This window comes from Gardnerella sp. KA00771 (assembly GCF_049244045.1).
In the GTDB taxonomy this organism is placed as follows: domain Bacteria; phylum Actinomycetota; class Actinomycetes; order Actinomycetales; family Bifidobacteriaceae; genus Bifidobacterium; species Bifidobacterium swidsinskii.
Map to the genome: position 1 here is coordinate 896,007 of NZ_CP058368.1, position 16,997 is coordinate 913,003.

13 protein-coding genes are annotated in these 16,997 nt (G+C 41.7%); 3 read left to right on the forward strand and 10 right to left on the reverse strand.

The features are described 5' to 3' along the window. Positions 1–16 precede the first annotated feature (16 nt). Positions 17–2,356: an energy-coupling factor transporter ATPase gene (locus tag HXT57_RS03855; protein ID WP_116994702.1), complete on the forward strand. Its 2,340-nt coding sequence runs from the start codon at positions 17–19 to the stop codon at positions 2,354–2,356. Positions 2,357–2,546: 190 nt separating this feature from the next. Then, a complete protein-coding gene (locus tag HXT57_RS03860) occupies positions 2,547–2,852 on the forward strand; it encodes a YhbY family RNA-binding protein (protein WP_004108863.1) in 306 nt (101 codons plus the stop codon). A 13-nt stretch (positions 2,853–2,865) separates the two neighbouring features. On the opposite strand, the gene HXT57_RS03865 is transcribed toward HXT57_RS03860, so the two are convergent. The 4 genes from HXT57_RS03865 to HXT57_RS03880 form a co-directional block, all read right to left on the reverse strand. Further along, the gene (locus HXT57_RS03865) at positions 2,866–4,254 is read right to left on the reverse strand and encodes a replication-associated recombination protein A (RefSeq protein ID WP_410310378.1); all 1,389 of its coding nucleotides are present in this window, start codon (positions 4,252–4,254) and stop codon (positions 2,866–2,868) included. Positions 4,255–4,341: 87 nt separating this feature from the next. Beyond that, positions 4,342–6,870: a DEAD/DEAH box helicase gene (locus HXT57_RS03870; RefSeq protein ID WP_421783377.1), complete on the reverse strand. Its 2,529-nt coding sequence runs from the start codon at positions 6,868–6,870 to the stop codon at positions 4,342–4,344. A gap of 50 nt (positions 6,871–6,920) precedes the next feature. Continuing rightward, positions 6,921–9,125, reverse strand: coding sequence for a bifunctional cytidylate kinase/GTPase Der (der, locus tag HXT57_RS03875; RefSeq protein WP_415697891.1), 2,205 nt, complete (start codon positions 9,123–9,125; stop codon positions 6,921–6,923). Then, positions 9,122–9,895, reverse strand: coding sequence for a pseudouridine synthase (locus HXT57_RS03880; RefSeq protein WP_064621404.1), 774 nt, complete (start codon positions 9,893–9,895; stop codon positions 9,122–9,124). The genes der and HXT57_RS03880 overlap by 4 nt, the downstream gene beginning before the upstream one ends. 247 nt (positions 9,896–10,142) lie before the next feature. Between HXT57_RS03880 and HXT57_RS03885 the strand changes: the two genes are divergently transcribed. Continuing rightward, positions 10,143–11,114 carry an MIP/aquaporin family protein gene (locus HXT57_RS03885; RefSeq protein ID WP_004108851.1) on the forward strand — a complete coding sequence of 324 codons (972 nt, stop codon included), beginning with the start codon at positions 10,143–10,145 and terminating at the stop codon, positions 11,112–11,114. Between the two features lie 8 nt (positions 11,115–11,122). Here the strand turns inward: HXT57_RS03885 and HXT57_RS03890 are convergent, their stop codons facing one another. From HXT57_RS03890 to ruvB, 6 genes are all read right to left on the reverse strand, one after another. Beyond that, positions 11,123–11,440, reverse strand: coding sequence for a hypothetical protein (locus HXT57_RS03890; RefSeq protein ID WP_012914210.1), 318 nt, complete (start codon positions 11,438–11,440; stop codon positions 11,123–11,125). Positions 11,441–11,581: 141 nt separating this feature from the next. Beyond that, positions 11,582–13,252, reverse strand: a complete 1,671-nt coding sequence (gene purH, locus HXT57_RS03895) for a bifunctional phosphoribosylaminoimidazolecarboxamide formyltransferase/IMP cyclohydrolase (protein ID WP_415697890.1) — start codon at positions 13,250–13,252, stop codon at positions 11,582–11,584. A 33-nt stretch (positions 13,253–13,285) separates the two neighbouring features. After that, positions 13,286–14,659 carry a DUF6350 family protein gene (locus tag HXT57_RS03900; protein WP_415697889.1) on the reverse strand — a complete coding sequence of 458 codons (1,374 nt, stop codon included), beginning with the start codon at positions 14,657–14,659 and terminating at the stop codon, positions 13,286–13,288. An 89-nt stretch (positions 14,660–14,748) separates the two neighbouring features. Further along, positions 14,749–15,330, reverse strand: coding sequence for an adenine phosphoribosyltransferase (locus HXT57_RS03905; protein WP_012914213.1), 582 nt, complete (start codon positions 15,328–15,330; stop codon positions 14,749–14,751). Positions 15,331–15,470: 140 nt separating this feature from the next. Continuing rightward, the gene (yajC, locus tag HXT57_RS03910; RefSeq protein ID WP_064621375.1) at positions 15,471–15,872 is read right to left on the reverse strand and encodes a preprotein translocase subunit YajC; all 402 of its coding nucleotides are present in this window, start codon (positions 15,870–15,872) and stop codon (positions 15,471–15,473) included. Between the two features lie 59 nt (positions 15,873–15,931). Next, complete coding sequence (gene ruvB / locus HXT57_RS03915; RefSeq protein WP_217431467.1) at positions 15,932–16,936, reverse strand: Holliday junction branch migration DNA helicase RuvB; 1,005 nt, start codon at positions 16,934–16,936, stop codon at positions 15,932–15,934. Positions 16,937–16,997: the final 61 nt, after the last annotated feature.

Sequence of the window (16,997 nt, forward strand, 5' to 3'; positions counted from 1 at the left end):
CCCAAACGGAATAGTTATGCATAATATCAGCACAAGTAATAGCATAAACGAAGCTAAGAAGCACATGATTGAAAACAATTCGCAAGTAGTGTTGCGAAATATTTGCTTTAGCTACGATGATGGAAAAACTTGGACGCTTAATAATTTAAGTCTTACAATTAATCCTGGCGAACGCGTGGCAATTGTGGGATTAAACGGTTCTGGTAAATCAACCTTAGCAAAAATTATTGCAGGTTTAACAGCTCCAGATAGCGGTTATGTTACATTGTGCGGCGAAAAAGTTTTTGAAAATACTACTGCTTGTGCTGAATCATATAAAAATGCACGAAAATATATTGGTGCACTTTTCCAAAGTCCTGAAGACCAGATTATTACCACAATTACTGAAGAAGATGTTGCTTTTGGACTAGAAAATTTGCAATTCCCTCAAAAAGCAATGTATAAGCGTATCAGTGAAGCTTTAAAAACTGTTCACATGGAAGATAAGCGTTACGCTGACCCTAGCACTATGAGCGGCGGACAGCAGCAACGAGTAGCTTTAGCAAGTGCTATTGCTATGAATTCTAAACTGCTTGTTCTTGACGAACCTACTTCTATGCTCGACTCGTTCGCACGTAAAGACGTTGATGCTTTATTTGATAATTTGCACAAAAATGGCACTACTATTGTTCAAATTACACATAATTTTGAGGAATGCAAACGAGCCAATCGCATACTCCTACTAGAAAATGGCATACTGAAAGAAGTAAGCTTTAATGGTTTAAAAACTTACTTTTCTAATATTGAGTTGGCTAATAATCATGTAACTAAAATTAGCGAGAACAAGAACTTAACAGATAGCAGATTCAAAGAAAATAAGTCAGATCTCGCTGTGGAAATTTCCGGACTAACTGTTCAATATGATAAAACTTCTCCAGCTGTTATTGACGATTATTCACTCACTGTTAAAAGTGGCGAAACAGTTGCAATAATGGGCGAAAACGGCTGCGGTAAATCAACTCTTGCTAAAACAATGTGTGGATTGTTAAAAGCCAATTCAGGAAATATAACAGTACATGGCATATCTGTTAGAGGTAAAACTTCTAGAATAATACGACAAAAACTACATCAAACAATTGGCTACGTTATGCAACTGCCAGAACAACAGCTTTTTGCTGATACAGTACGGAACGATGTCGCTTATGGGCCAAAAAATTTTGGGCTGAAAGGCAATGCTCTCAAAGAACGTGTGGATGAAACCCTACGCTTATTGAACCTTGAGAATTTGGCTGAAAAATCACCTTTTGCGCTTTCTGGAGGTCAGCAGCGTCTTGTTGCAATAGCTGGCGTTTTAGCTTGCAAGCCACGCGTACTCGTACTGGATGAGCCAACAGCTGGATTAGATTTTGAAGCTTCGTTGCGTATTCGAAAAATTCTTGGAATGCTACATAATCAAGGTGTAACCATAATACTTATTACGCATAATCTTCAAGAAGCAGAAGATTTAGGCGCAAGATTAGTAACATTAAAAGCAAACAACAAAGCAAGCAACACAGCAAAAAATACTGAAAATAACAAAAACAAAGAAAGTTCCACAAAAGCAAAAACAACTTCGCTACTTCAATCTTTTGACCCACGCGCGACGCTGCTATCATGCTTTATTCTTATGCTAAGTGCTTTTAGTATTACTAACTACATACAGTTAGCTATTCTTGCTTTTGTAACATTTACTCTAACTGTTGCCGCAAAAATACCATTTATTAAGCTTATTTCTTCACTGCACATGATTATTGCAATATTTGTTTTCTCTGGATTACTTAACATTCTGGCAGTGCGAACCGGCACAGTGCTAGCAAATATTGCAACTATTCCTATTACAACTGACGGAATTAATTACGCAATACTTTTTGCAACACGATTCTCGCTTGTTATTATCATTGGAGCAGTTCTAGTACTAACAATGAGTCAAACAACGCTTAACGAATCTTGCACACGATTACTATCACCACTTCGACATATTGGAATACCAACGCAAGAAATAGCACTTATTATGAGCCTAGCACTACGGTTCTTGCCAACACTTAGTGTAGAGGCGCACTCTGTGGCACTAGCGCAAATCGCTCGAGGAAGTAGCATTCGAGATGGTTCTTTTAAACAACGAGTACACGCCATAACAGCTTTAATTGTGCCAGGTTTTGCAGGAGTAATTCGCCATGCTGACATTCTTGCGCTCGCATTAGATGCACGCTGTTACACGCCTGGAGCTGAAAGAACTCACTTGCACTCATGGAAAATGCGTATAAAAGATGTACTGCTATTAGTAGTTACTCTTGGTGTTGTAAGCGCGATTATTGTGTGCAAAATGCTACCTTTGTAATAAAAAATTTTGAAAATATTTCACCTTTTGCAGCAAGCGCAATAAATACGGAATAACTACGGAATAAATGCGCAATAAATAAATTTGTATTATCACATGCAACAATTCGCAATATACTGTATAATCCGTTAAGCACTATGTAATTTATGTAATATTTGCGTTATAAAACTTGCATTTGAAAGGACGCCTTATGGCATTGACAAAGAAGCAGATTAAGCAGCTTCGCGCGCTCGCTAATACGCTTAGCCCACTTTTATACGTTGGCAAGAACGATATTACTGATGCAGCTGTGAAGCAAGCAGACGAAACCATGCAGTACCACGAGCTCATGAAGTGTGCTGTGCAAGATGGTTCCGGATTAAGCGCCAAAGAAGCTGCTGATGCACTTGCTCAAAAGCTCGGTGCCGAAGTCGTGCAAGTAATCGGCAATCGTTTTGTTTTGTTCCGCGTATCCCCATTAGACAGCGTTGAACACATTATGCTTGTGCGTGAATAAATGAATAAAACATTTACGAATTAGTTTTATTATTCTTATTTTCAGAATTGTGAAGAATGGCACGGATTTGAGATAAGCGTTGAGTAAGCTCATGCTCGTAGCCACGATTCGACGGCTGATAGTATTCGCGACCAACTAGCTCATCTGGCATATACTGTTGCGATGCCACAGCACCCGGATAATCGTGAGCATACTTGTACCCGTCATGGTTTCCCCAACTTTTCATCAAAGCAGTCGGGGCATTGCGTAAATGAAGAGGCACTTGACCAATATTTCCAGCATCAACGTCTTGCAAAGCCTTATTAATAGCGTTATAGCTTGCGTTTGATTTAGGAGCAGTTGCTACAGCAATCACAGCTTCAGAAAGAATAATGCGCGCTTCCGGCATTCCGATTAAAGCAACAGCTTGAGCTGCAGCAACAGTTACTTGCAAAATTTGCGGAGCTGCCATACCAACTTCTTCTGCAGCAGCAATCATAATTCGCCTGGCAATAAAACGCGGGTCTTCCCCAGCTCTAAGCATTCGCGCTAAGTAATGCAAAGAAGCGTCAACATCACTTCCACGCATCGATTTAATAAAAGCAGAAATCACATCGTAATGATCGTCGCCATCTTTGTCGTAGCGAACTGTGGTAGTGTCCATTACATTAGACACAATATCTGAAGTAATAACAGGTTTCTTTTTGCCGTGTTGCAGCGCTAAATCTCCTGTTATTGCTCCTGCTGCAGCTTCTAAAATAGTAAGAGTTTTACGAGCGTCTCCCCCGCTTAAACGAATAATTGAATCTATTGCGTCTTCGTCGATTTTAAGCTGATTGTTCAGCCCATTTTCGCTAGTTACTGCTCGTTCTATAAGAGTATGCAAATCTTCAACACTAAGAGAGTCAAGTTTAACAACAACAGACCTACTTAAAAGCGGCTTAATGATCGAAAAACTTGGGTTTTCTGTGGTTGCTCCAATAAAAGTTACGTCGCGATTTTCTACGCTTGGGAGCAGAGCATCTTGCTGAGATTTAGAAAAACGATGAACTTCGTCAATAAACAGAACTGTTTCTTGGCCTTTGCTAACTAAACGCTCGTGCGCGCGGTCAAGCACAGCACGAACATCTTTAACACCAGAAGTTACAGCAGAAAGCTCTTCAAACACGCGACCAGACTGGCGAGCAACAATATACGCTAAAGTAGTTTTTCCAACTCCCGGAGGACCAAACAACACAACAGAACTTGGAGCAGTAAGAGAACCTTTAGATTGCGGATTTGCAAGCCTGCGCAAAGGCGAACCTTCTTTTAGAGCATGCGACTGCCCTAGCACGTCTTCAATACTGCTCGGGCGCATACGCACTGCCAGCGGACGAGTTACATCACTCGGCACGCTACTTGCTGCAAATAAATCCTGCTCCATAAATACCAGCTTACACTACATATAGAACAAACGTTCGATTGCATTCTGCATTCTGTGTTTTGCATTCCGTTAGCACATTTTTAAAAATCACACGTGCGAAACTTGGTAATCAAAGAACACAACTTCACCTTCGTCTTGAGTTGTATCTAAATCAGCAACGCCAGTAATAGCCCAATTATAATCCCCGTCTGAATCGTCGATTATCTGCCGAACTTTCCAAGAATGTTCACTCTTCTCAAGTGAATCATCCAAAATAAACAAGTCGCCACTTCGAGCCTTGGCATCGATACCAACATACTCGTGCTCTTCGTAGTAATCGTCAAGAACATCATTCCACTCGTGAACTCCGTAACCCCAAGCCTTGTCAAGCTCTCCTAAAGTATCCGCATCTTCCAAATCCATAAGTTGCACACGACGGAACATTGCGTTTCGAATCAACACAATAAGTCCACGACGATCTTCAACTACAGACTCAGAAGTTGAAGGCGCAGCCGTAGTTACAGCGCTAGCTTCAGCATCCGATCCTCCAGCACTCTCCCACTCGTCAACAAGACTAGAATCAATAGAGCGCACAACAAGACGAAGCCACGAAATAATATCGCGCAATTCTTCGTTAAGCATGTCTTCTGGCACAGTGCGAGCAAGCGAACGGTAAGCATCCGAAAGGTAACGAAGAAGCGTTCCCTCACTTCTAGCAATACCATAACGAGAAATATAGCCAGTAAAATCGGAAGCAGTTTCAACCATGTCTCGAAGTACAGATTTAGGCTTAATCCAGTAGTCGTTTGCCCACGGCACGTCCTTGCGATATTGCGCAAAAACAGGAGCTAGCAAATCCTCAAGAGGCTTAGGATAGCTAACTTCAGCTAAGCGTTCCATGCGCTCCTCGTAATCAATGCCATCGTCTTTCATTCCAGCCATTGCAGCATCGCGAGCCTTACGCTCCTGCGCGCGAAGAACAGGCTTAGGGTCATCCAGAGTTGCTTCAACCATAGAAATTACGTCAAGTGCATAGCTTTCAGATTCTGGGTCAAGAAGTTCCAAAGCGGCAAGCAAGAACGGAGAAAGCGGCTGATCTAGAGCAAAACCCTCTGGCATAGCAACATCAAGATCATAATCACAAGAACCACCCTCGCGCTTTTTACATTCAATAACTTGAGTATCGAGCAGAGTTTGGAAAATATCGTTGCAACGTTCAAGAAGTTTTTCTTTATCTTGCGGCTTTTGAGCACTATCTTCAATAAGTTTTTCAACGCGCGCTCTAGCATCTCCACCTTGCGTAACTTCGTTCAAAATCATTGAGTGAGTTACAACCATGTGCGGATTCAAAGTTTCTGGAGCACTTTCAATAAGCTTAGTAAATGTTGGCTCGCCCCAAACAACAAAGCCTTCTGGAGCCTTCTTACGCTTAACTTTTTTAAGCTTTTTAGGATCGTTACCAGCTTTTGCAATAGCTCGCGCGTTTTCAATCTCAAACTCTGGAGCCTCTGCAACTACTAAGCCTTCGGTATCGAACCCCATTCTGCCTGCACGACCTGCAATTTGATGAAACTCGCGAGCGCGAAGCTTTCTACTACGATTCCCATCAAATTTTGTAAGAGCTGTAAGCACAACCGAGTGAATCGGCACATTAATGCCAACGCCGAGAGTGTCTGTGCCGCAAATAACTGGTAGCAGTCCTTGCTGAGCCAGCTGCTCGACGAGCCTGCGGTAGCGAGGAAGCATGCCAGCATGATGCACTCCAACGCCGGTGCGCAGTAGCCTTTGCAAAATTTTGCCGAAACCTGTAGTAAATTTAGTACCTTTAATGGCTTGAGCAATTTTGTCTCGCTGCTCTTTGCTTGAAACTCCCGTACTTGCGAGCGCTTGCGCTGTTTCAAGAGCCGCGTCTTGCGAAAAATGAACTACGTAAATTGGCGTTAAACCCTTGTTAAATAAGAGTTCTACAGTTGTTGCAAGCGGCTTATCTGTGTACTCGTATTCGAGCGGGATTGGTCTTGGAGCGTCTGCAATAATATCTACGTTTCTTTTTGTTGATTTTTCTAAGCGTTCCGCAATATCCGTTACGTCTCCAAGAGTTGCGCTCATAAGTAAGAATTGCGTATTTGGAAGTGTAAGTAACGGAACTTGCCAAGCCCATCCGCGCTCTGGATCACCATAGTAGTGGAATTCGTCCATTGCAACGCAATCGACTTCAGCGTTCGCACCTTCACGTAAGGCTTGATTTGCTAAGATTTCCGCCGTGCAGCAGATTATTGGAGCATCCGCATTAATATGCGAGTCGCCTGTAATCATACCAACGTTGTCACGCCCAAAAATAGCTACTAAATCGAAGAATTTTTCGGATACAAGAGCTTTAATTGGCGCAGTATAGTAGGAGCGTCTACCTGTAGTGAGTGCCGCGAAATGCATGCCGAGCGCTACTAGAGATTTCCCGGAACCTGTTGGAGTGTTTAAAATAACGTGGTCTCCTGCAAGCAAATCCATGATGGATTCTTCTTGATGCGGCCACAAATCTACATGTTTGTTATCTTTAACCCAATCAACAAATGCTTGAAAAATCTCATCTTCGCTAGCATGATGCAAATCGAAAGCTAACTCGCTCAAACCAGCCATATACGCTCCTACTTTACTTAACACTAACTTACTTGTGACTTAATCGCGCTTTATTTGCGCTTCTTCTTATCTCGTACTTTTACGGAGATTTGAATAGGAGTTCCCTCGAATCCAAATTCTTCTCGAAGTGATCGCTCAATAAAGCGACGGTATCCGTGCTCTAAGAAGCCAGTTGTAAATATTACAAAACGCGGTGGGCGCGTAGAAGCTTGCGTGGCAAACAAGATTCTCGCTTGCTTTCCGCCTCGCAAAGGATGCGGATGAGCAGACTGAATACGCCCCAAGAAAGCGTTGAGCTTGCCTGTAGGAATGCGCTTATCCCAGCTGTCTAAAGCTGTTCGCATAGCGCGCGCAAGACGATTCGTATGCCATCCTGTTTTTGCGGAAAGATTTACGCGCTCAGCCCAAGTTACGCGCTCAAACTCAGTTTTCCATAAGCGTTCCATGCGCTGTCTGGAAAATTCGTCCATCAAGTCCCATTTGTTAAACACAAGTACGATTGCTCGACCCGCGTCTACAGCCTGGCTCATAACTTTCAAATCCTGCTCTGCAATCGGCTGGGAAGAATCGAAAAGAATCAAAGCAAGTTCCGAGCGTTCAATCGCAGCTTGCGTACGAAGTGAAGAATAGTATTCAGCACCCGTAAGCTTGTGCTGCCTGCGCTTAATACCAGCAGTGTCAATAAACAGCCAATCCTCGCCGTCAACTCGCACAACCTCATCAACAGGGTCACGAGTAGTTCCAGCCAAATCGTTTACAACAGATCGCTCTTCATGAGCTAAATGATTCAAAAGCGAAGACTTACCAACGTTTGGACGACCTACTAAAGCAACTCTGCGAAGTCCTTCTGGAGTTAAGAATCCTGAAGTTTTATTCGCTTTCTTCAAAGAATTGAGCGCTGCATCAAGCAAATCTCCAACGCCTCTGCCGTGCATTGCAGAAATTCCGTAAGGCTCACCCATTCCGAGCTTCCAAAACTCTGCAGTCAAATACTCGCTTCTAGCATCGTCAACCTTGTTAACTGCCAGAGTAATAGGCTTACCTGCAGCACGAAGCATTGAAACAATACGCTCGTCTGTAGCTGTTAAACCAACTTGACCATCTACTAGGAAAATCACAGCATCGCTTAAACGCACTGCTACTTGCGCTTGTTGAGCAATAGAAGAATCAATACCTTCAACATCTGCTTCCCAGCCGCCAGTGTCAACAAGCTTGAAGTTGGTTCCAGCCCACTCAGCGTCGTAGCTTACGCGATCTCTTGTAACACCTGGAGTATCTTCTACAACAGCTACACGATGACCCAAAATACGATTTACCAGCGTTGATTTTCCAACGTTTGGTCGACCTATAATGGCGATTACTCCAACAGCTTTAGAGTCTTTTGCATCGTCTTGACTTACTTCGTCGCCTCGAAGAAGCGCACGATCTTCATCGTCAAGATCGTAGCCTTCAAGATTAGCAGCATAGCGGTCGTACTCATCTTGCTCGATAGCAGCGTCAACCATTTCAACAAGAGCATCGAGAGTCTGCTCAAAAGTCAAATCAGAATTATCTAGCGTTGTAACACCGTCTGCTGCTTGAAGAAAATGCGTAACTTTAGCATCTTTAGCATCACGAGCGCGAATATCGTCTTCTTCAGATTCATTATTTTTAGATTCATTATTTTGCAAATTTTCTTGCGCAATATTCTGCTTGTTTCTGCGAGCTTGACGCACTTCTTCGCGTGCAGTAAGAAGCACTCGAACTTGAGCATTAGGAGCAACAACAGTAGTAATATCGCGTCCTTCTGCAACTATTCCCTCACCTTTAGAGAAAGAATCTTCATCTGACTCTGAAGCAATATACGCTCGCTGAGCAGCAATAAGCATACGGCGAACTGCAGGAATCGAAGATACAGTAGACACATGCGAAGAAACTTCGCTGGAACGCAATTCTTCGCTAATATCCTCACCTTCGACAGTCACTACAGGATTCTTAGGATTAACACTAAAGTCAGCGTCACTTTCAGTAAATAAGGCTCCAACAGCTTCAATGATTTGATTAAAACGTTCAGTATCCGCTGGATTTACAGGATTTCCTTCTTCATCCAATTCAAGCTTCGTGCTTAAGTCAATACCTTGTTTCAAGCACCACCAAGCAGCAGCTCTATACATTGCACCCGTATCTAAATACGCAAAACCGTAGTATTGTGCTAAAGCACGAGAAGTAGAAGACTTACCTACTCCTGCTGGTCCATCAATTGCTACACAAATCACAGGCCAACCTCCTTAGAAAGCGAACGCACTTCTGTTTGAGAAAGCACGCGATACGATCCAGCTTTTAAGTCACCCAATTTAATAGGGCCAATTTGCGTACGAACAAGACGCTTTACAGGGTATCCTACGGCTCCAAAAATCCTGCGAACAATACGATTTTTGCCAGAATGCAACACAACTTTTACCATGGTTGTGTCGTGATTCTGGTCGATTATTGCGCAGCGGTCGAGCTTAATCCAACCATCTTCAAGATTCACGCCTTGCGAAACCAAGCGGCGGCAAACCATACCGTTGATTTTGCCTTCAACAGTTGCAATATAAGTTTTCTCAACCTCATACTTTGGGTGCATTACGTGCTGGCTTAGCTCGCCATCGTTGGTCATTAAAATAAGACCTTCAGAATCGTAATCCAAGCGTCCCATGTGGAAAATTCGCTCGTACTTGTCTCCAACAATATCTCTTAAAGTAAAGCGACCTTTTGGATCGTCCATTGCGCTAAGAACTCGCTTAGGCTTATGCAATGCGAGCGTTACTAGCTTTGTGTTGAACTTTACGCGAGATCCATCAACGCGCACTTTTTGACGTTTTGGATCTACTCGAGTACCAAGTGTTGTAACCAATTCGTCGTCTACTTCAACACGCCCGTCAAGAATAATCTCTTCACACTTGCGTCTTGAACCAAATCCAGCTTCAGCAAGCAGCTTCTGCAGTCGAATGGCGTTCTTGTCATCTGAATGCGCCTGATTGGCGCGGGAATATGCGTTTGGCATCGTTCTCCCAACGTGACCTAAAGAATTACATACATACTTGCGCCAGAATTTACTTAAGAATACGCAATATAAGCAATTCATTACTCATTAACTTACTAAATTTATGTGGCAATTTATTAAATTTGCAATAAATCAAAAAACACCACATCTTCCTATGTTACCGTATGGCATAGCCGTGATAATATAGCCTAGGTTTCATTGTGTTGCAATCATTAACAAAGCGGCACAACTAAAATTAAGGAAAGTTATGATTAAAACTACAGATACACCGTGCAGCACAACTAAAACTGCTGCGCCACTTATTGTTCGTATTGGTACTGAATTTATTGCTACAGCTTTAGCGATGTTCGTTGTTTACACTTTTTATTCTCTTACTACCGTAATGTACGGAATCAACGTTTTAATGATTGCTGCCGGCACTGGTATCGCTTATGCTGCAGCGACATATATTGCATCTAAAGTTTCTGGAGGCCACCTTAACCCTGCAGTAACAGTTGCTTCGATGCTTACTGGACGCACTTCATACACTGCAGGATTATGCTACATTGTTGCCCAAGTTCTTGGTGCTATTGCAGCTGCAGGATTGTTCATTCTTATTATTCCTCAGCAGAATTCAAGCATTAATCCATCACAAGTTGGCCAAGGCTCAGGTTTTGACAAAAAGTATTGGTTTGTTTCAATAGTAAACGGATTCGAAAAGGCATCTCTTTCTGCACGTCAACTAAAAGAAATAAACTTGTCTTTCGGAATAGTATCTGCGTTATTAGTTGAAGTTATTGCTGTTATTTTGATTGTTGCCACTGCATTGCGCAGCACAGACCATGAAGGTAATACTAAATGCGGTTATGCAACACACATCGGTATTGCATACGCAGCTGGCGCTTTCATTACATATCAAATTACAGGAGCTGGTTTGAATCCTGCTCGTTCTACCGGCATTGCATTATTCGCAAACTCTCATGATTTGGAAGTTAAACCACTAAGTCAATTGTGGGTATTCTGGATTGCTCCAATTTTTGCTGCAGCGCTTGTTAGCCTAGTTTTGCTATTAACAAAGCTTCTTTCAAACTCAGCACAAAAACCTGCTGTATCAAATGAAACAAATCCTGCACCAATACAAAACTTTGCAGACACAAAAGCAGATGCTCCTGTAGCACCAGATATGAGCTATGAATACGTTCAAAACGTATCTGACAATAACGTTGCGAACAATCTTTAAGAATAAAATTATAGCAAAAATATAATTGAAGCGTATGTTATAAGCAAACCTATGCCGAGCGTAATACTGATGAAAGAATCAAAGCCAACTGAGCGAACTTTCCAAGGGCTACGCTGACGCATAATTAAGCGCATAACTCCTAGAAGTACAGCCGTCACAGAAATAACAACTGTGGCGGCTTTTACATATCCTATAAATGCCAATAATGCGCAAAGTCCAATAATAATTGCTACAATCCATTCAGCATAAGGTTTACCCTCACGTTTTTCCGACACGTACGGATGTTCCGTTTTAGTGCTTCTAGTCTGATGCTCACTATCTGTCATACTTGTATCATACCTGCTCCGCGATAAGAAAACATGAGTTGTTTTAGGCACTAACACAAAGATGCAGCGCTTGAAGTACACAAACGCTGCATCCATAATATTGATTAATTTATTTGTCTATGAATCTTAGCTAAAGCAATTTTAGTGGAAGAAGTGACGAGTACCGGTAGTGTACATCGTTACACCAGCTTTGCGCGCAGCTTCGAACACTTCTTCGTCGCGAATAGAGCCACCAGGCTGCACGATTGCGCGAACGCCAGCTTCAATCAAAATTTGCGGACCGTCAGCGAATGGGAAGAAAGCATCCGAAGCCGCAACAGCTCCACGAGCACGTTCAGCACCATCAGCCAAAGTATTCGCACGTTCAACAGCCAAATGGCACGAATCCACGCGATTAACCTGCCCCATACCAATGCCAACAGTAGCATTATCATGCGCAAGTAGAATTGCGTTAGACTTTACACAACGAAGCGAACGCCAGGCAAATTGCAAATCGCGCAAAGTATCAGCATCAGCAGGATCTCCAGAAACAAGCGTCCAGTTTTCAGGATTATCACCAACTGCATCAATCTTATCTGCAGACTGAACTAAAGCACCGCCGTCAATAGGATGAACTTGCAAACCTAAAACTGGCGGAGTTGCAACCTTCAAAATGCGGAGGTTCTTTTTTTTAGTGCGAAGCAATTCCAAAGCTTCAGGCTCATAGTCTGGAGCCACAATAACCTCTGTGAAAATTGGACGCACACTTTCTGCCATTTCTAAAGTGACTGTAGTATTTGAAGCAATCACACCACCGTAAGCACTTACAGGATCGCAAGCGTGAGCTTTCTTGTGAGCTTCAGCTGCATTAGTTCCAATAGCTAAACCGCATGGATTATTATGCTTGCAAACAGCAACTGCAATTTGTGGAGCAAAATCCCAAACCGCACGCCAAGCAGCATCCGCATCCACATAATTGTTGTAGCTCATAGGTTTTCCGCCAAGAAGCTCAGCTTGAGCTAAACCGCCCTTATGCAGAGGATCTAAATACAATCCTGCTTGCTGATGAGGGTTCTCGCCATATCGAAGCGTATGCTCTAAGCTCCAAGTGCGCGTGTAGTTTGCAGGAAGCTTCACAGATTCAGCATTTTTACTATCTTCTTCATCATTTGTGTTCAAACTTTCAGGCTTCTGCCATGCTTTACTTGTCCACTCAGATATAGAAGCATCGTAAGCTGCTGTATGAGCAAATGCTTTACCAGCCAAATATTCGCGCTCTTGCAAATTAAAGCCTTCACCTGAAACGATTCTATTAGCTAAAAGCTGGTAATCTGCAGGATCTGTAATAACGACAACAGACTTATGATTCTTTGCTGCAGCACGAATCATAGAAGGTCCACCAATATCAATTTTCTCAATAATTGCATCACTATCAGCACCGCTCATTACAGTGTCTACGAACGGATACAAATTAACTACTACAGCATCAAACGGCTTTATGTTTAGCCTTTCAAGTTGCTTTACATGATCAGCATTACTCATATCTGCAAGAATTCCAGCGTGAATATGCGGATCTAAAGTCTTCACTCTTCCATCAAGACTTTCTGGGAAACCAGTAATGTCAGAAACTTCAATAACATGAACGCCAAGTTCCGCCAATTTAGCAGCAGTAGAGCCGGTTGAAACTACTTCAGTATCAGCCTTTCTAAATGCTTCAGCTAATATTTCAAGTCCTTCTTTATGAAAAACTGAAACAAGAACTCTACGAATTTGCTTTTCACCTGTGGTTATCAGCACATTTGCGTTTGATTCTTTGCTCTGTGTCTGTTGCACGGCGGCCTTCCTTCCCAAAATAGTAGTGAGGAATTATTTTCTTTTAGCCTTCGATGAAACCGTCCTAGGAGCGGCTTTTTTCAAAGGCAAAGGTTGATTCTTTTTATTACTAGCCTTATTTTCGATTAATTCTGCAAATTTTACAGGTTTATTCGACTTACTAGCAGCAATAAGATTTAAGCAATATCTCGCACCACAAATAAGTAGAATACTAAAAATTGAAATAACCAATGCTACAGCAGAAGCGTATAGAGTAAGATGACCAACAGCTCTAGTACTTTCAATAATGTCAACTCCAATATAAGAAAGTCGACATTCCCCTAATGAACCATTTGCTATTGAAAAAACAACAGTCCACATAATTGTAATTAAAGCGGATACGCCAACACTATCAGTTGCAGCTTCTATAGCGTTCAACATAAAAGACTCACGCTCAGTTTTATCAATAATATTTTTTAGGCGCAAGCCACAGCCGCTTTTATGCAATAAAGCTACAAGCATTACAATAAAGCATAAAGTTGGAACTATAGAGTAAAAAACAGTGCGATGCACAACATCAATAACAGCATCAGGAAATATTCCAAAAACCGGAATAGGCGGCAAAGATTTACGTTGAGAAACTGTTAAAGTAAATTGTGCAACAGATCCAATATTAAATCCAGATCCACAAATCCAAGATAATGCCCAAATAGCAACATTAGGCAACCAAACTAAGCAAGCAATAGTTGTAAGAATACGCGAACCATTTTGCATGCCTAGTTTATTGAAATATGAATTAACATAACCAAAATTTGTACAAGCCCAAACCACAACAGTTATTAGTGCAACAAAAGCATATAAACCGAACAAAATTACCGCAGTTCGCTTAGTAATACGAATATTTTTTTGAATATACTCAGGACATATTTGCTTATAACGCTGCTTAGCAGATACAAACAGCGAGCTTCTTGGGAAAACCGCTATAAGTAACGAAATTAAATAAACACAAGAAGATTTACAAGCAACAATAAAAGTAGAATCAAGTAAAGTAACATGCGTATTTTGAGAAAGTATCGCATTAATAGCAGCCCAGACTACAAGCCCAGTAAAATATGCTATATTCCCACCTTTAATACGACGAATTAAGCATACAAGCGTTGAAATAAGTAGAAAAGTAAGGCCTAAAGGAATAATCGTAAGAATGCAATTTCCAAAAGTAAGACCCACGCCTTGAGCAAACATAAACACAGCCCAAGTCATAGACATTGCAGATTCAGAAAGATTACCTGTTCCTTCTTCGATAGAAACCACAAGAAGTGTGAGAGATAAGAAAAGACCTATCGTAAGAGAAAAAATAAAAATAACAATAACAGGAGTTATTACACCTTTAGACATGTTTATTAAGGATGACTTAAGCTTTTCAACCATGCCTTTTCCTTTCAATTCTTTTAGGTGCAAAACCAATATATTGTTTTAAATAGGATATTACTTTAATAATAAGCGATAATAATAAACTTTTAAGCTGGCATAGTAATTAAACTACTGCAAGGATAATCGCATAACTCACTCATTCCACTAATACCAGTAAGTTCAATAACAAAACTAAAACCTGCAACTATTCCTTGAGCGCGCTTGACAATATTTGCAGCAGCTTTTGCAGTGCCTCCAGTTGCAATAAGATCGTCAACAATAAGCACACGTTGACCTGGCTTAATAGCGTCGCTTTCAATTTCAATACTTGCCTGACCATACTCAAGCATGTATGACTCAGTAATAACTGGAGGAGGTAGCTTACCAGCTTTACGAATAGCAAGAAAACCTTTGCCTAACCGAGATGCCAACAATGGTCCAAAAAGAAAACCTCGAGCTTCAAGCCCAGCAATCAAATCAATTGAATCAGCTGGCACAGGCAAGGCATCAATTAAAGAATCAATAAGAATTCGCGAAGAGCGCGCATTTGAAAATATAGGAAGAAAATCACGGAATATAATACTAGGATTGGGGAATCCTGGAACGGTACGAATCAAAGAAGCAAGATAAGCGGCATCATCGTTGCTTACTGTTTTCAACGTTTTCACTGTAATATCCGTTGCTGTCATAATCCTAACGTTCTTTTCTTCACAAGACTTGTTATTGGAATATGGAAAGAATGTCACATATTCGCGTGATGCGTGAGACATGTGCTGACTCACACATCACGACTTAAGTATTAAATTATAAATTTATGAGATAAAAGTTATTACTTTTCAGATTCTGCAGATTCTGATACTGGCTCGTTATCTTCGCTTACAGATTTATTTGCATCATCTTGCTTAGCTTCTTCAGCTTGTGCAGCTTCTTCTGCTTCTTCATCGCTAATAAACGCTGGACGCACATACAATCTGTTCACAGCGCGGAAAGATACTCGCATCAAACTACCTTCTGAATCGATAACAATCTCTTCATATTGAGTATCTACGCTTACAATCTTGCCGATAATGCCGCCGATTGTAATAATTTCAGTACCTGGTTCCAAAGATTCATGGAAGGAACGCATTTCAGCTTGACGCTTCTTAGCATTGCGAGTCTGGAACATCATCATGCAAACCATTGCTACAACGAGAATAATAAGCATGCCATACTGCTGGAAAAATTGAGGCAAAGTAAACTCCTTAAGTATCCAACCCTAAGACGGTCGAAATGCCGTCCAAGTTAATTATTTTAAGCTAGCTCACTGACATTACTAGGCTCTTTAAAGCCCAAATGTTTCCAAGCTTTACTAGTTGCAACACGACCTTTAGGAGTGCGAATTAAGAATCCTTCACGCACTAAATATGGTTCACATACTGTTTCAACAGTTTCAGCTTCTTCACCAACCATTGCAGCTAGATTATTAAGACCAACCGGTCCACCGTTAAACTGACAAACCATAGCCTTCAAAACTGCAATATCAAGTCGATCAAGACCTTGTGTATCAATCTGGTATAAAGCTAACGCTTCAACAACAGCTTCATGATTTACTTCTGACAAATCATGCACAATAGCCCAATCTCTGACACGTCTCAACAAGCGATTCGCTATACGAGGAGTGCCACGAGAGCGTAACGATAGCTCTTTAGCAGCTTGATCTATAAGGCGAATTCCTAAGACTTTAGCAGATCGCTCAATAAGTTTTTCAAGCTCTTCGTGAGGATAAAAATCAAGGTGAGCAGTAAAACCAAAACGAGCGCGCAATGGAGAAGGCAACATTCCTTCCCTAGTGGTAGCTCCAACTACAGTAAAACGAGGAAGAGTTAGCGGTATTGATGAGGCACCAGGACCTTTACCGACCATAACGTCAACGCGAAAATCTTCCATAGCAATATAAAGCAACTCTTCTGCAGCACGAGGCAAACGATGGATTTCGTCAATAAACAACACCTCACCTGCGTCAAGCGCACTTAGTATAGAAGCTAAATCTCCAGCATGCTGGATGGCAGGACCTGAAGTAATTCGAATAGGAACTTGCAATTCATTAGCAACAATCATTGCTAATGTAGTTTTTCCCAATCCAGGAGGGCCAGCCAATAACATATGGTCAGGCGCAACATCACGCTTTTTAGCAGCATCTAAAAACAGTTGCAATTGCGCTTTTAAAACTGGTTGACCAATAAAACCTTCTAATGCGCGAGGACGAAGTTCCTCATCACTGAGTTGCTCATTTCCTAAAGGCGTTGAAGAAACCATGCGTAAGGATTCTTCAGCAACACCAGTATTTAGCGCAGAAGTATACTCTTCACTCACTTCA

What these genes read in the sequence shown, in the direction of transcription:
- HXT57_RS03880 (WP_064621404.1), bottom strand. Translation starts at nt 9,895, where the DNA reads ATGCCAAACGCATATTCCCGCGCCAATCAGGCGCATTCAGATGACAAG.
- HXT57_RS03855 (WP_116994702.1), top strand. Translation starts at nt 17, where the DNA reads ATGCATAATATCAGCACAAGTAATAGCATAAACGAAGCTAAGAAGCAC.
- HXT57_RS03865 (WP_410310378.1), bottom strand. Translation starts at nt 4,254, where the DNA reads ATGGAGCAGGATTTATTTGCAGCAAGTAGCGTGCCGAGTGATGTAACT.
- HXT57_RS03905 (WP_012914213.1), bottom strand. Translation starts at nt 15,330, where the DNA reads ATGACAGCAACGGATATTACAGTGAAAACGTTGAAAACAGTAAGCAAC.
- HXT57_RS03870 (WP_421783377.1), bottom strand. Translation starts at nt 6,870, where the DNA reads ATGGCTGGTTTGAGCGAGTTAGCTTTCGATTTGCATCATGCTAGCGAA.
- HXT57_RS03890 (WP_012914210.1), bottom strand. Translation starts at nt 11,440, where the DNA reads ATGACAGATAGTGAGCATCAGACTAGAAGCACTAAAACGGAACATCCG.
- HXT57_RS03860 (WP_004108863.1), top strand. Translation starts at nt 2,547, where the DNA reads ATGGCATTGACAAAGAAGCAGATTAAGCAGCTTCGCGCGCTCGCTAAT.
- ruvB (WP_217431467.1), bottom strand. Translation starts at nt 16,936, where the DNA reads ATGGTTTCTTCAACGCCTTTAGGAAATGAGCAACTCAGTGATGAGGAA.
- HXT57_RS03900 (WP_415697889.1), bottom strand. Translation starts at nt 14,659, where the DNA reads ATGGTTGAAAAGCTTAAGTCATCCTTAATAAACATGTCTAAAGGTGTA.
- HXT57_RS03885 (WP_004108851.1), top strand. Translation starts at nt 10,143, where the DNA reads ATGATTAAAACTACAGATACACCGTGCAGCACAACTAAAACTGCTGCG.